Here is a 14,159-nt window from a genome sequence, read left to right on the forward strand (position 1 = left end):
AAAGAGGGGGTATCAATTTTGACACACCCTCAAAAAGAAATGACCTTTTTCCGTTTTACAACTGAAAACTTATCAACTCAAAGACTCATGAACTAACAAACTCAACCAATAACCTATCAACTCAAGAACTATCTCCCTCCCCTTTTAGGGAGGGTCGGGATGGGGCTGTAGAGGGTCGGAGTGGGGCTACTGCAGCAGCTTTTCAGCATCACTGCCTCAACCTTGCAGCATTACTGCAAAGCCCATCCAGCAACACTGCGAACACCCTGCAACAAATCAATATAATTATCTATTCGTCACTAGTGAATTTGTTTAAGTCAGCAAGATTATCTACTTTTGCGAAAAACAAAGATGAGAATGGAAACAGAAAGAGGTAAATGTAAGTGGTGTTTGAGCGATGAACTCTCCGAGAAATATCATGACGAAGAATGGGGAGTGGCCGTACACGACGACCAACGACACTTTGAATTCTTGCTCATGGAGTCGATGTCGTGTGGGCTATCATGGCAGATGATGCTGAAACGTCGCGATATTTTCAGCACATGCTTTGCTCAATTCGATGCCGCAAAAGTGGCACTGTTTACCGAAAAAGACGTGGAACACATCCTCCAAACAGAAGGAATGATTCGCTCGCGTCGCAAGATTGAGAGCATCATCAACAACGCTCGCTGTTTCATGCAGGTGGCCCAAGAGTTTGGAACATTCGATACTTATATCTGGAAGTTTACCAATGGGCAAACATGGGTGTATCCGTCGCATCAAGAAGAGTGGTGCACACACAACGAACTGTCCGACATGGTGGCCAAAGACCTGAAGAAACGCGGTTTTAAATACGTAGGGTCGGTCATCATTTATTCGCATTTACAGTCTATCGGGCTCATCAATGACCATGCCAAAGACTGCTACAGATACCACCAACTCATCAAAAGTCAACCAACAAAAATCCGACTTGCCTGATTAATTAGACAAGTCGGACTTTCATCAAAAACTGCTTTTATTGCACAGCAAGTTTATCGTAAGCTATTGATTCACCCTCGCGAACCATACGAACAGCCTTCAAACGAACGTAACGTGCTTGTTGCGGAGTGAAGAAGACCTCTTGCATGATGGGATTATTGCGGATATTTGAGAACTCTCCCACAGCCACTCTCTTCAGATTATCCAGCGTATTACCGACGTAAATCTCATATTTATCAATAAGTCCGGGATTGGCATTGGCCTGAGAAGGCAGATAGTACAAAGCCTTGACCGGCTGTACTTTGCCTAAATCAAGCGTCACTTCACCGGCTTGTTTATCAACTGTGAAAGGTAAACTCTGAACCTCCGAAGTGTTATCTACATAACTATCCTTGGCTCCGGGCACATAGTAAGCACCTATTTCATTAATACATAGCGGGCCACGAGCATCGAGAATGCGTACACGCATACGCTGAGTAGTAATCTCCTTGAAGCGAAGCAAGCGCTTGTAACCAATGGTAGTGGTCTCTTCAGTCATCTTGACGGGCTGCCAAGTCTTGCCATTTAAGTATTCAACGACGAACGAGCGAACACGCTGACCCAGCGGTATATACTCCTGTAACATCATGCGATTAACCTTAGTCGTGCGCTTAAACTTGATATTCATCGTACCCGAAACAACACCATCCGGTGTTGCCCAATAGCTATCATAGTTGCCATCAGTCAACATTTTGGCACCGAACGCTTTGCCACGCTCACTATCTACCGACACGGAAGCACCTTTCAGAAGATTGTTGGCAAACTCTTTCACTATTCGATTATGAAAATCTATGAGGCTGGCAGAGTCGGCCGGATGAATCAAACCTTCCTTATCAACGGGTACATTGAGCAAGAACGTACCGTTATGGCCAACATTGCGATAATACAAATCGACCAATTGGTCGGGCGTTTTCACTTTGTTATTCTCGCGTTCATGGTAAAACCATCCCGGGCGGATAGACACATCACACTCCGACGGTACCCACTTGGTACCATCAGGTTGTCCCTGTTGTAACATAAATTGCTTCTCTGCGCCCGGTGGCATAGAGAAAGGAGTGATGAAAGACCAATTGGTTGCCATCGCAAAACCACGCTCATTGCCTACCCAACGACAACCGGGACCATCGTCAGAAAAGATGACAGCATTGGGCTGAAGACTATCTACTGCTGCCCAAGCACGCGGAAAATCATAGTAGGTATTGGCATCTATCTTGCGTGTTTCCTTTGCTCCGCCATACCAACCATCACCTCCATTGGCTCCATCAAACCACACTTCAAACAGTTCACCATACTTGGTTAGCAGTTCATGTAGCTGTGCATGGAAGTATTCTCGGTAGATGGGAGTAGCGTAAAATCCCTGATGTCGATCCCAAGGAGACAGATATACGCCAAACTTCAAGCCATACTTGCGGCACGCGGCAGCCAATTCGCCGACAATATCTCCTTTTCCTTCCTTATAAGGAGAGTTGCGAACACTGTAATCGGTGTACATAGTTGGCCACAAGCAAAAGCCATCATGATGCTTAGCTGTGATGATGACACCTTTCATACCACCCTTTTTGAGGACGCGAGCCCACTGTTCACAGTCGAGTTTCGTGGGATTAAAAGACTTCGGATCGGCATCTCCAAAGCCCCATTCACGGTCGCCATACGTGTTTGGACCAAAATGAATAAAGGCATAAGTCTCCATTTTCTGCCACGAAACTTGCCGAGCTTCGGGCAACGGAGCGATAGGAGCAGGCGCATTTACCTGTGCTTTGATGCCCATTGAAGATAACAACAATGCACCCAATATCAGATGTTTAGAGTTCATAGTGATTGGTATAATTAATAAATTGATTTAATATTTGAGTTTATCATGTGAGGTTTTGTCAACCCACATCTATATTTCAGTTACAAATATAATCATTTTATAGAGAATAAACAGTTAAGGGACATAAAAAACCAAAGCTTTACTACAGAAATATCACAATCGTTTTAGATTCTAAAAATACAGAAACAGCCATATCATAAACCGCCACCAAGAGATAAAAACACACCTCACAACTATATATCTTAGAAGAGTTCGCATAGCTAAAAATGCGATATTCACACCTCATAAACTTGTCATAACAAATAATAACAAACGAAAACAGGCAAAAATATATAGAAATACTCTATATTTGTACCATAACGTGGTACCTATTAAGTTCGCACAAGGTGAAAAGACCAACCATAACAGAGGAGGAAAGAGACTTATTGAACGATGCTATAGACCATTGGCTCTTGCAAGAACCGTTTCCATTGCTCAAAAACAATATCACCATGGACGATGTAGCAGAAGCAATGAACATGGAAAGAAGCCATCTTTCCAACTATATATACGAGGTTCGGGGAGACACTTTCGCTTCTTGGCTCAGTGATATTAAGCTGGAATATTGTCGAAAAATGCTTATCAACACCGACCTAAGCATCTCCGAAATAGCCTACAGAACGGGATATAACGACCTTGCAGCCATGAGCAAAGCCTTTAAAAAGAAGTTTGGAATCTCTCCACGCAGCTTCCGACAGCAAACGACTACCATCTAACTAAGACACCTCAGAGCCATAGCACGTCAACGTCCAAGGCTTCGTGAGCCCTCGGAAGTTATAGTATGACAAATCAACAAAGATTTCATTAAACCGGAATATTTCTCAAAAAGTGTAAGCATACATAGTTGTAAAACAACAAAAATGATTATTTTTGCACGCAAAGAATAATAGAGATATGCTATGAATATCTCTTTTTTAAAATCATAGAATAATAAAAATGCTAGAACTGGAGAACTTCCGAAAGGCCCGAAAAGTACTGAGTGAGGTTATTCGCCCGACCAATTTGGTGCATGCCTACAACGTAAATCCCGAATGTGACGTATATCTTAAGCCCGAATGTTTGCAGAAAACGGGTTCCTTTAAGATACGCGGAGCCTACTATATGATATCACAACTCAGCGAAGCGGAGCGTCAGAAAGGTGTCATTTCATGCTCGGCGGGCAACCATGCACAAGGAGTTGTACTCGGCGCATCGGCCATGGGAGTGAAGTCTCTCATCTGTTTACCGGAGGGAGCTCCCTTTAGTAAGGTTGAAGCCACACGTCAAATGGGAGCCGAGATATGCTTGGTACCGGGCGTATACGATGATGCTTACCAGCGTGCTCTGCAACTTCGCGACGAGCTAGGCTACACATTCGTCCATCCATTCAACGACGAGAACGTGATAGCAGGGCAAGGAACGGTGGGCTTAGAGATTCTCGATCAGCTGCCGGATGTGGAAGCTGTGATCGTTCCCGTGGGTGGTGGAGGCCTTATTTCGGGCATAGCCTATGCCGTGAAGAGTCTCCGTCCCGACATCAAAGTCTATGGTGTGCAGGCCGAGGGAGCCGCCAGCATGGTACAAAGTCTGCGTAATGGCAAGCCCGAACGGCTGGCATCGGTATCTACCGTAGCCGATGGTATCGCGGTAAAAGAACCCGGTTCGCTCACATTCGACATCTGTTCTAAATATGTAGACGACGTCGTGACGGTCAACGAAGACGAGATTTGCGCCGCCATCTTGCATCTTATTGAGCGCGAAAAGCTCGTAGCCGAAGGTGCAGGTGCCGTGAGTGTGGCTGCTGTGATGTACAATAAGGTACCCGTAAAAGGCAAGAAGACCATCTGTATCGTGAGCGGTGGCAACATCGACTTGACCATCTTGAACCGCGTTATCTACCGCGGACAGGTGAAGACCGGCCGCCTTTGCACGTTCGATATAGAACTCGACGACCAGCCGGGCAAACTTGTTGAGGTATCATCTATCATTGCCAACCTCGGAGCTAACGTCACCGGAGTACAGCACGACCGCTCCATCAATCGCCAAAAGGTGAATGCCTGCATCTTGCGTGTGACCATCGAGACTCGCAACCATGAACAGATAGAGCAAATCATGAACGCACTTCGCGAACGTGGATACAAACTGATATGATTCCATCTCCTCAATTCTAGAAGTTAATAGGAGTCATCGGGAGTTAACATCTCTTCGAGACTTGAAGTTAACAGACATTTGTCTATTAACTTCCCTCGTTACTCCAACGCCGCACAGGCGATTAACTCCCGATAACTTCAAGGCAGGGCTAATCTGCAAGACATAAACTGATATGATATTATCATCATCTTTAAACACCTATATAATATGAAAGCAATCCATACAGACAATGCTCCTGCGGCCATCGGACCGTACAGTCAGGCTATCGAGGTCAACGGTTTCGTTTATGCATCAGGCCAAATTCCAATTGTTCCAGAGACCGGAAACTTCGTCGAAGGAGGCATCCAAGAGCAAACACGCCAATGCCTTACCAATGCTTCCAACATCATGAAAGCAGCCGGAATCGACCTCTCACACGTGGTTAAGACTACTGTTTACTTGTCGGACATGGCCAACTTTGCAGCCATGAACGAAGTATATGCCGAGTTCTTCAGCCAACCTTATCCCGCTCGCTCGGCTGTAGCGGTGAAAGATTTGCCCAAAGGCGCCTTGGTAGAGGTTGAATGTATTGCAGCCAAATAAAACAGAAGGGAAGCGACCATCGCTTCCCTTTTGTATGTTCTACAGCTCAATCGCTTGATTGAGATATTTCTTTTTCCACCTGAAATCTTACTTCACGTTACCCACTTCTATCAGGTATTCGGCTATCTGAACGGCGTTCAGCGCAGCACCTTTACGTATTTGGTCGCCCGTAAGCCACAATGTATTGCCGTTGTCATCGGCCAAATCTTTACGAACACGACCCACATACACGTCGTCATGACCCGCGCTTTCGAGCGGCATGGGATACACATAGTTCTGCGCATCGTCTTTCAACGTCACACCGGGAGCCACTTTCAAGGCCTCACGAATCTCTTCTACACTCAACGGACGCTCGGTTTCAAACCATACACTCTCCGAATGTGAACGCAGAGAAGACACACGTACGCAGGTAGCCGACGTACGAACATCGCTATGCATAATCTTCTGAGTCTCGTGGAACATCTTCATTTCTTCCTTTGTATAGTCAGTCTCCGTCATCACATCAATTTGGGGAATCACGTTGTAAGCCAACTGATGGGGGAACTTCTTAATGGTCTTCACCGCTCCAGTCTCCACAATCTCCTTGTATTGTTGTTGCAATTCGGCCATGGCGGCAGCTCCTGCGCCACTCGCACTCTGGTAAGAAGATACATGAATCTTCTTGATATGACTCAAGTCTTCAATCGGTTTCATCACCACTACCATCATAATGGTGGTACAGTTTGGATTGGCAATGATACCACGAGGACGATTCAAGGCGTCAGCAGCGTTCACTTCGGGCACCACCAATGGCACATCTGCGTCCATACGGAAAGCACTGGAATTGTCTATCATCACCGTCCCATACTTGGTAATCGTATCTGCAAAATCTTTTGAAGTGCCACCACCGGCAGACACGAAAGCAATATCTATATCTTTAAAATCATCGTTATGCTGTAACAGTTTAACTTCGTACTGCTTACCTTTGAACTCGTACTTTCGGCCGGCACTACGTTCTGAACCAAAAAGAACTAACTCATCCATCGGGAAGTTTCTCTCGGCAAGAATGCGAAGGAATTCTTGTCCCACTGCACCACTTGCTCCTACAATTGCTACTTTCATAATCGATACTTGTTTAAATGAATACTTTATCTTGTTTGCAAAATTACAATTTTCCACGTAACAACACACACAAATTGTCATAAAACCACTCTACAGGCTATCATTTTATCAATTTCAATTTATCCATTCACCTCTTTTTTACCTTTTATTACTTATCTATGACCGACAAAAACTCACCACTTCTCACTCCTCAACCATAACTCTTAAATCACTGCAAGGGCTAGGCAACAACACTGTCTAGGCTCTGCAGCAATGCTGAATGGGCTTAGCAGCGATGCTGAAGAGCCGCTGCAATTTGTTAGTAGACAAGCTAACAAGTTAACGAGTAGACGAGTTTAGGGGGCAGTTTGTAAGTTTTTGAGTTGATAAGTTTTAAAATTGTAGGACGGAAAAGCTTTATTCCTTACTCCCTCTCCTATTGGAGAGCCATTGGTCATCGACCGAGTAGTCGCGTCGGCTCAGCTGGTGCGACAGAAAACGAGGGAGATAATGAATGGGGAGAGGCTTCTGTAGGGACGCGGTATGCCGCGTCCGTGGGGGAATTTACAGTCTCTTGGTGTCATCCTTGTAGTATATATACAGCCTGCGGACACGACATGTCGCGTCCCTACGAATCCTATTGTATCATCAAAACAGTTGTTTAAAACGACAAATGGTATTCTACCCACTTCTCTTTATGCTCCCTTTCTTTTTGGAGAGAGGGCGAAGGGGAGCCCTTGTAGGTGCGAATTGCATTCGCCCAATCCATCTATTTATTTCCTCATTCAGGGCAACTCATCCAACAACTGTTGGAAGTCAGCACTATAGACCACGTCCTTATGAGATAAATCTATCGTATAAATGACATTTCGCACATCAAAGTCTAAAATTATTTGAATGCTCTCTTTGCCCACATTCTTCTCTCCATGTACATTCCTACGAATTACATCGGCAGGTATTTTCTTAAAGATAGAGAAAGATAGATCTTTGATTTTATCAGCCCTAGGGCTCAGTAATGTATATTCTTTGGAACTTCTAATGTCACCGACGTGCCCACTTTTATCAAGCAAAGTAGTATCAGTGAAAAAAGAAATTTCCTTATTACGTTCAATTGTCCAAGATTTATGAATTAGCTTTCCTGAATCGGGAACAAATCTTTTTACTATATTCACCGACAGAAGTGACAATTTCTCGATAGCCGGTTCTTTGACCAATTGATAACCTATAAGTTCTTTTCCTCTATATACGAAATCTATCAGGCATTGCAGGGCACGCGAATACACAGCCTTAGGATAGCCCAAATAGTAACCATAGCTAATAGTCTGTACCCCATCAAACACATCTATGTCAAGAGAAGGCTGGTCGGTCTCCCTCATATCTGTATTGGCTTTGACAACGTCGGGGACCCTATGAGTGACAAAAAGTAGCCTAGTAAGGTCGTACAACCGCCGAGCCACGTGCTTTGATACAGGTTGATAAACGATAGAATCGTGCATTGGAGTAAAATAAATGATGCGTTGTTTCGCTGTACTATCGGGATAAACAATCCATGCACGACGCTCATAAGGCATCACAAAACCGGGCGAGAAACCAACAACGATGGAATCGGGCTGATGTATTTTCACCAAAGTTGCAGCACGACGTTGCCGACATGAAGCTGTAACAATCAACACGAAGAGGAATCCGTATAACCATTTCATAGGCTAAGAAAATTAATTTAAACATACGGTTAGCTAGTTACAAAGATAGCGTTTTTATGTTAATACCCAAAAAAAGAATTATCCATGGCATTAAAAAGGTGATGAACCATATAGACATTCCACACCATAAGTGGCAACTATCAAAGCGAAGAAATCGGAATGTTTCTTTTGTCTTTTGAGGCGTTTCCATTATCTTTGCATAAAATAGGTAGCACTCGGCAATAAGAAAGTAAACTTTCATTGCTCTCGTTAATACCATCTTTGTAAAGATGCTGAGTATATCTCAATACTTCCCCATAACCGATCCGACGCTGATTTTCTTCGTCGTTCTGGTCATTATTCTGCTTGCCCCCATTATTATGGGCAAGTTGCGCATTCCTCATATCATCGGTATGGTGCTCGCTGGAGTGCTTATCGGACAGTACGGACTCAACATCTTGAGTCGCGACTCTTCGTTCGAGATATTCGGAAAGGTGGGACTTTACTACATCATGTTCCTAGCCGCGCTTGAAATGGACACCGAGGCTATGCGACGAAACAAGGCACAAATACTCATCTTCGGACTCATAACTTTCTCCATTCCGTTTGCTCTCACCTATTTTATGGGAGTTGGTATGCTGGGCTATTCGGCTGCCGGAGCTTTAATTCTCGGCTGTATCATGTCGAGCAATACGCTGGTGGCCTACCCCATCGTAAGCCGATACGGTTTGCAACGCAAGTCAAGTGTGATGCTAAGTGTGGGGTCTACAATGATTTCATTGCTGTTGGCACTTATTGTATTAGCTGCCATCGTGGCCTCACACCGCAACAGTTCGGGACTTGGCTTTTGGTTATTATTCGTCTTGAAGTTTGCTGTTTTCGGTCTGGGAATGATATTGGTACTCCCTAGATTGACGCGTTGGTTTTTGCGTAGATACAGCGATGCCGTGATGCAGTTTATTTTTGTCATGTCTATGATGGTGCTGTCGGCAGCCCTTAGCAATATCGTGGGACTGGAAGGTATCTTCGGCGCATTCCTTTGCGGACTCATCTTGAGCAGATATATTCCCCACGTGTCACCCCTAATGAACCGTATCGAGTTTATCGGTAATGCCCTCTTTATCCCTTATTTCTTGATGGGTGTGGGCATGATTATCAATGTGAGGCTGCTCTTCGAGGGTGGCAACATCCTGTGGGTAGTTGCTTGTCTGACGGTATTCGGAACCTTAGGTAAGGCCTTGGCGGCCTACTTGACTTGCATGGGACTTCGTTTGCCGTGGTCATCGGGTCACATGATGTTCGGTCTTACGTCGGCTCATGCCGCCGGAGCCATCGCCATGGTGATGGTGGGACGTACGCTGGAGATATCGTCGGGGCATTATCTGGTAGACGACAGCATCTTAAACGGGGTGGTCATCATGATACTTTGTACTTGTATCATCTCGACTCTCGTCACCGAACGGTCTGCCCAAGCCATTATCCTACGCAATAAAGAGTTGCCACAAGAGGAAAACCAGAATGCCGACGACGAGCATATCCTCATCCCGGTGAAGTATCCCGAATATGCAGAGCAACTGGTTAACATGGCCATCTTGATGCGTAATCCCAAGCTACATCGCGATGTGGTGGGACTCAACGTGGTGTATGACGATGTAGACATGCATCGAAACATGGACGAGGGACGCCAACTGCTCGACCGACTGACACGCTTTGCTGCAGCTGCCGATGTACAGATGGCGACTCAAGTGCGCGTGGCGGCCAACATAGCCAATGGTATCAAGCACGCATTCACGGAATTTCGAGCCAGCGAAATCATCATCGGCATCCACATGCATAAAGAACTTTCGAGCCGATTTTGGGGACAATTCCAACAGAGTTTGTTCAATGGACTCTACCGACAGATATTCTTTGCCCGCCTGAAACAACCGCTCAACACCATCCGCAGGATTCAAGTGGCTGTGCCATCAAGAGCCGAATACGAGCCGGGATTCTATCGTTGGCTCGAACGACTGTCGCGTTTGGCAGAGAATTTAGAATGTCGTATCTTCTTCCACGGACGCAACGACACACTGAGTCTGATACAACAATATGTGCACAATCGCCACCCTCATATCCGTGTAGAGTTCCACTCTATGCCCCATTGGAACGAGATTCCACAGTTAGCTAGCACAGTTGGGCATGACCACCTGTTTGTTGTAGTGACCGCACGTAAAGGAACTGTATCGTATAAGAACGCCCAAGAGTATCTCCCGGAAGAGATTACACGCTACTTCCATGGGCAGAATCTACTCATCATCTTCCCCGACCAGCATGGCGAACCCATCGATAGTATGACTTTCGCACAGCCTCAACACACGGAAGTGAAGAGCGCGTATGAAAGTCTAAGAGAATGGATGAGAAAAGGGTTTAGAAGAAATTAAGTATCATAAATATGATAGATATTAAAGGAATAACCAAGAGTTTCGGCTCACTACAGGTGCTGAAAGGAATCGATCTCCATATTAATAAAGGAGAAATCGTGAGCATCGTAGGGCCATCGGGAGCAGGAAAGACCACACTATTGCAAATCATGGGAACACTGGATAAGCCTGATGGCGGTTCCATTGAGTTTGATGGAGTCAACGTGAGTAGCCTTTCGACCAACAAACTAAGCAACTTCCGCAACCTGCATATAGGTTTTGTATTCCAATTCCATCAGTTGTTACCGGAGTTTACTGCCCTTGAAAACATCATGATACCTGCATTTATAGCCGGTATGGGGCGCAGTGAAGCAAAGCAACGAGCCATGGAATTGCTCGAATTCATGAACCTAACGGAACGCGCTAATCACAAACCTAGCGAGCTATCTGGGGGTGAAAAGCAGCGCGTAGCAGTAGCTAGAGCCCTCGTTAACAATCCCGCTGTGATCATGGCCGATGAACCTTCGGGCTCATTAGATAGTAAAAACAAGGAAGAACTGCACCAACTTTTCTTCCAACTGCGCGACAATTTCGGCCTAACATTCGTCATTGTGACCCATGATGAAGGCCTCGCTGCCATCACCGACCGCACTATTCACCTGAAAGATGGAATGATAGAGCGAGAGACCAACGCCACACCTACACCCCAAGAACAACCAATAACGAAAGAAAATGAATGAACTTAAACTCGGTGATTACAACCGCTTGAAGATTGTAAAGCAAGTAGATTTCGGCTTATACCTTGACGGTGGAGAGGAAGGAGAGATATTATTGCCCAACCGGTATGTACCCGAAACGTTCGAAATAGGCCAAGAATTGGAGGTATTTTTATATCTCGACCAAGACGAACGACTCATTGCCACTACCGAGCATCCGCTAGCTAAGGTGGGCGACTTCGCTTATTTGGAGTGCACATGGGTCAATGAATACGGTGCATTCCTGTCATGGGGATTGATGAAAGACCTATTCTGCCCATTCCGCGAACAAAAGATGCGTATGGAGAAAGGAAAGAGTTACATCGTATTCATCTATATAGACCGCGATAGTTACCGTATTGTGGCCTCGGCAAAGATAGACCGTTACTTGGACAAATCGATGCCCGAATATCACCATGGAGACGAGGTCGACGTACTGGTATGGCAGAAGACCGACCTTGGATTCAAAGTTATTGTCAACAATCTCTTCCCCGGACTAGTGTATAAGAACCAACTTTTCAAACTCATCCATACCGGTGACCGATTAAAAGGATATGTTAGCAACGTACGACCGGATGGAAAACTCGATATCACCTTGCAACAAACAGGACGCCGAGAGACCGTAGAATTCGCCGATCAACTGCTTACTTATCTGGAAGAACACGATGGATTCTGCGAATTGGGAGACAAGAGTGACGCCGAAGAAATTAAATATCGCTTCCAAGTTAGCAAAAAAACTTATAAGAAAGCCATTGGAGATTTATACCGTCGAAGGCTCATTACGATTGAAGAAGGGGGTATCAGATTGGTTTAAACCAATCTCCCCATCATGAAATCAGCCTATATTTACCAGAAAACATAATTACTAACCCATTATAAAACCTCATGAAACACCTAAAAATTAAAAGTCTGTTAGTGCTCTCAATGATGTCAACAACTGTATGGGCACAGCAACCTATCACCGTTTACAACGAACTACCAAATCCCAAAACAGCCACTGCCGAATGGCAAAGTGTGCAAAACAACGTGATAAGTTGGGGCAGTACAGACGTTAGATACAAGAAAGAAGCGCCTTTCTCCGGCTCTGTCGTGACCGCAATCACACAGACTGCATGGCGTGGAGAGCGTATCTCGCAACAACTAGTGGTCTCTGCTGCTACTCCCATCTATCAACTTCGCATTGAATTGAGCGACCTCCAATCAAGTAAAGGTAGCACTATCTCTACGCAAAAAGCACTGAAAGGCTTCGTCAGATACGTCATGACAGACGGCTTAAACAAAGATGGACAAGGCGGTTGTGGCGTTCGTCCCGACCATTCCATATACGATTCGTCGCTCGTGGCCGACCCTATCGACCATCTTAACAACACTATTGCCGTCAAGCCAAAGACCACTCAAGCGGCTTGGATAGGCATTGACGTGCCACAAAATGCGCAACCCGGTCTTTACACAGCAACGGCAACGGTGAGCGATGGCAACACCATCTTGAAACGACTGATGCTGCGTATCAATGTCATCAAGCGCACGTTGCCCACAGCCGACAACCAAATGTTCCACTTAGACCTATGGCAGAACCCCTTCGCCATTGCTCGTTACCACGGCGTAGAGCCTTGGAGCGACGCCCATTTGGAAGCAATGAAGCCCTACATTCAACTTTATCGCCAAGCAGGAGGGCGCAGTATTACATGTTCTATCATGCATCGACCATGGAACGGACAAACTTTTGACCCATTCCGCACCATGATTACATGGACCAAGAAGGTAGATGGTACGTGGTCGTTCGACTTTACCGTCTTCGACAAATGCGTGGAATTCATGCGCAGCGAAGGCATCAAAGGCAATATCTATTGCTACTCCATGATTCCATGGGAGCTGACATTCCGCTACTTCGACCAAGCTTCCGACGAGTTCAAGTACCTAAATATGGAACCCGGAAACGAGATGTACACCAAGGTTTGGGGCACTTTGTTGAAAGACTTCGCTGCACATCTGAAAGCGAAAGGATGGTTCGACTGCACCTATCTATCCATGGACGAGCGCGAACTTGACATGATGAAGAAGACCATTGCACTGATTCGCACGGCCGACCCCGACTTTAAAATCTCGTTGGCAGGTTCATTGAAGAATGGTATTTCAAGCGAACTGAGCGATTTCTGCGTTGCATTGAGAGACAAATATACCGAAGAGATGAAGCGCAAACGCAAGGCACAAGGCAAGCTAACGACCTATTACACCTGCTGTTCGGAGGCTTATCCCAACACATTTACTTTCTCTCCACCTGCCGAAGCCGAGTTCCTTGGCTGGTATGCAGCAAAAGATAAGCTCGACGGATACCTACGTTGGTCCATTTGGAGTTGGGTAGAAAATCCGCTACAAGATAGTCGTTTCAGCAATTGGGCGGCCGGTGACACCTATATGATTTACCCCGGTGCACGCTCAAGCATTCGTTTCGAGCGTCTCAAAGCAGGTATTCAGGCTTACGAAAAAGTACGTCTGTTGCGCGAAGAGTTTAAGAACAGCCCTGCCAAACTCAAGAAAATCAATCAGATTTTGAGTGCTTTCGACGAGCATCGCATTCCTAAAGAAAGTGCTGCCAAGATTGTAAACAAGGCTAGAACGGAAATCAATAAACTATAAATTAGGAGTTATTGGGAGTTGGAAAAGCCACACTAATTTGACCCACGCT

Annotated in this window: 12 protein-coding genes; 9 read left to right on the forward strand and 3 right to left on the reverse strand. The window is 45.5% G+C overall.

The features are described 5' to 3' along the window. The first annotated feature begins 357 nt into the window (after positions 1–357). Positions 358–957 (forward strand): DNA-3-methyladenine glycosylase I, encoded by a 600-nt coding sequence (locus HMPREF3034_RS05270; RefSeq protein ID WP_062433808.1) that lies wholly within the window; start codon positions 358–360, stop codon positions 955–957. A gap of 37 nt (positions 958–994) precedes the next feature. On the opposite strand, the gene HMPREF3034_RS05275 is transcribed toward HMPREF3034_RS05270, so the two are convergent. Continuing rightward, positions 995–2,809, reverse strand: a complete 1,815-nt coding sequence (locus HMPREF3034_RS05275; RefSeq protein WP_062433811.1) for an alpha-L-fucosidase — start codon at positions 2,807–2,809, stop codon at positions 995–997. A gap of 386 nt (positions 2,810–3,195) precedes the next feature. On the opposite strand from HMPREF3034_RS05275, the gene HMPREF3034_RS05280 reads away from it, so the two are divergent. From HMPREF3034_RS05280 to HMPREF3034_RS05290, 3 genes are all read left to right on the forward strand, one after another. Continuing rightward, on the forward strand, positions 3,196–3,564 hold the full coding sequence (locus tag HMPREF3034_RS05280) for a helix-turn-helix domain-containing protein (protein WP_052052969.1): 369 nt from the start codon (positions 3,196–3,198) through the stop codon (positions 3,562–3,564). 220 nt (positions 3,565–3,784) lie between these two features. Next, complete coding sequence (gene ilvA, locus HMPREF3034_RS05285; protein WP_036899749.1) at positions 3,785–4,978, forward strand: threonine ammonia-lyase; 1,194 nt, start codon at positions 3,785–3,787, stop codon at positions 4,976–4,978. A 207-nt stretch (positions 4,979–5,185) separates the two neighbouring features. Beyond that, the gene (locus HMPREF3034_RS05290) at positions 5,186–5,560 is read left to right on the forward strand and encodes a RidA family protein (protein ID WP_036899747.1); all 375 of its coding nucleotides are present in this window, start codon (positions 5,186–5,188) and stop codon (positions 5,558–5,560) included. A gap of 87 nt (positions 5,561–5,647) precedes the next feature. Here HMPREF3034_RS05290 and HMPREF3034_RS05295 read toward each other — a convergent pair whose 3' ends face one another. After that, positions 5,648–6,661, reverse strand: a complete 1,014-nt coding sequence (locus HMPREF3034_RS05295) for an aspartate-semialdehyde dehydrogenase (RefSeq protein WP_062433813.1) — start codon at positions 6,659–6,661, stop codon at positions 5,648–5,650. A gap of 362 nt (positions 6,662–7,023) precedes the next feature. Here HMPREF3034_RS05295 and HMPREF3034_RS12555 point away from each other — a divergent pair, with 362 nt between their 5' ends. Continuing rightward, positions 7,024–7,305, forward strand: coding sequence for a hypothetical protein (locus tag HMPREF3034_RS12555; protein ID WP_156431046.1), 282 nt, complete (start codon positions 7,024–7,026; stop codon positions 7,303–7,305). A gap of 120 nt (positions 7,306–7,425) precedes the next feature. Here the strand turns inward: HMPREF3034_RS12555 and HMPREF3034_RS05300 are convergent, their stop codons facing one another. Beyond that, positions 7,426–8,340, reverse strand: a complete 915-nt coding sequence (locus tag HMPREF3034_RS05300; protein ID WP_062433816.1) for a hypothetical protein — start codon at positions 8,338–8,340, stop codon at positions 7,426–7,428. A 269-nt stretch (positions 8,341–8,609) separates the two neighbouring features. On the opposite strand from HMPREF3034_RS05300, the gene HMPREF3034_RS05310 reads away from it, so the two are divergent. From HMPREF3034_RS05310 to HMPREF3034_RS05325, 4 genes are all read left to right on the forward strand, one after another. Further along, positions 8,610–10,739, forward strand: a complete 2,130-nt coding sequence (locus HMPREF3034_RS05310; protein WP_036899744.1) for a cation:proton antiporter — start codon at positions 8,610–8,612, stop codon at positions 10,737–10,739. 11 nt (positions 10,740–10,750) lie between these two features. Further along, a complete protein-coding gene (locus HMPREF3034_RS05315; RefSeq protein WP_062433821.1) occupies positions 10,751–11,458 on the forward strand; it encodes an ABC transporter ATP-binding protein in 708 nt (235 codons plus the stop codon). After that, complete coding sequence (locus HMPREF3034_RS05320; RefSeq protein ID WP_036899742.1) at positions 11,451–12,287, forward strand: CvfB family protein; 837 nt, start codon at positions 11,451–11,453, stop codon at positions 12,285–12,287. Before HMPREF3034_RS05315 ends, HMPREF3034_RS05320 begins: the two co-directional genes overlap by 8 nt. A gap of 71 nt (positions 12,288–12,358) precedes the next feature. After that, positions 12,359–14,110: a DUF4091 domain-containing protein gene (locus HMPREF3034_RS05325; protein ID WP_062433824.1), complete on the forward strand. Its 1,752-nt coding sequence runs from the start codon at positions 12,359–12,361 to the stop codon at positions 14,108–14,110. The last annotated feature ends 49 nt before the right edge of the window (positions 14,111–14,159 follow it).

The organism is Prevotella sp. DNF00663 (assembly GCF_001553265.1).
Taxonomy (GTDB): Bacteria; Bacteroidota; Bacteroidia; order Bacteroidales; family Bacteroidaceae; genus Prevotella.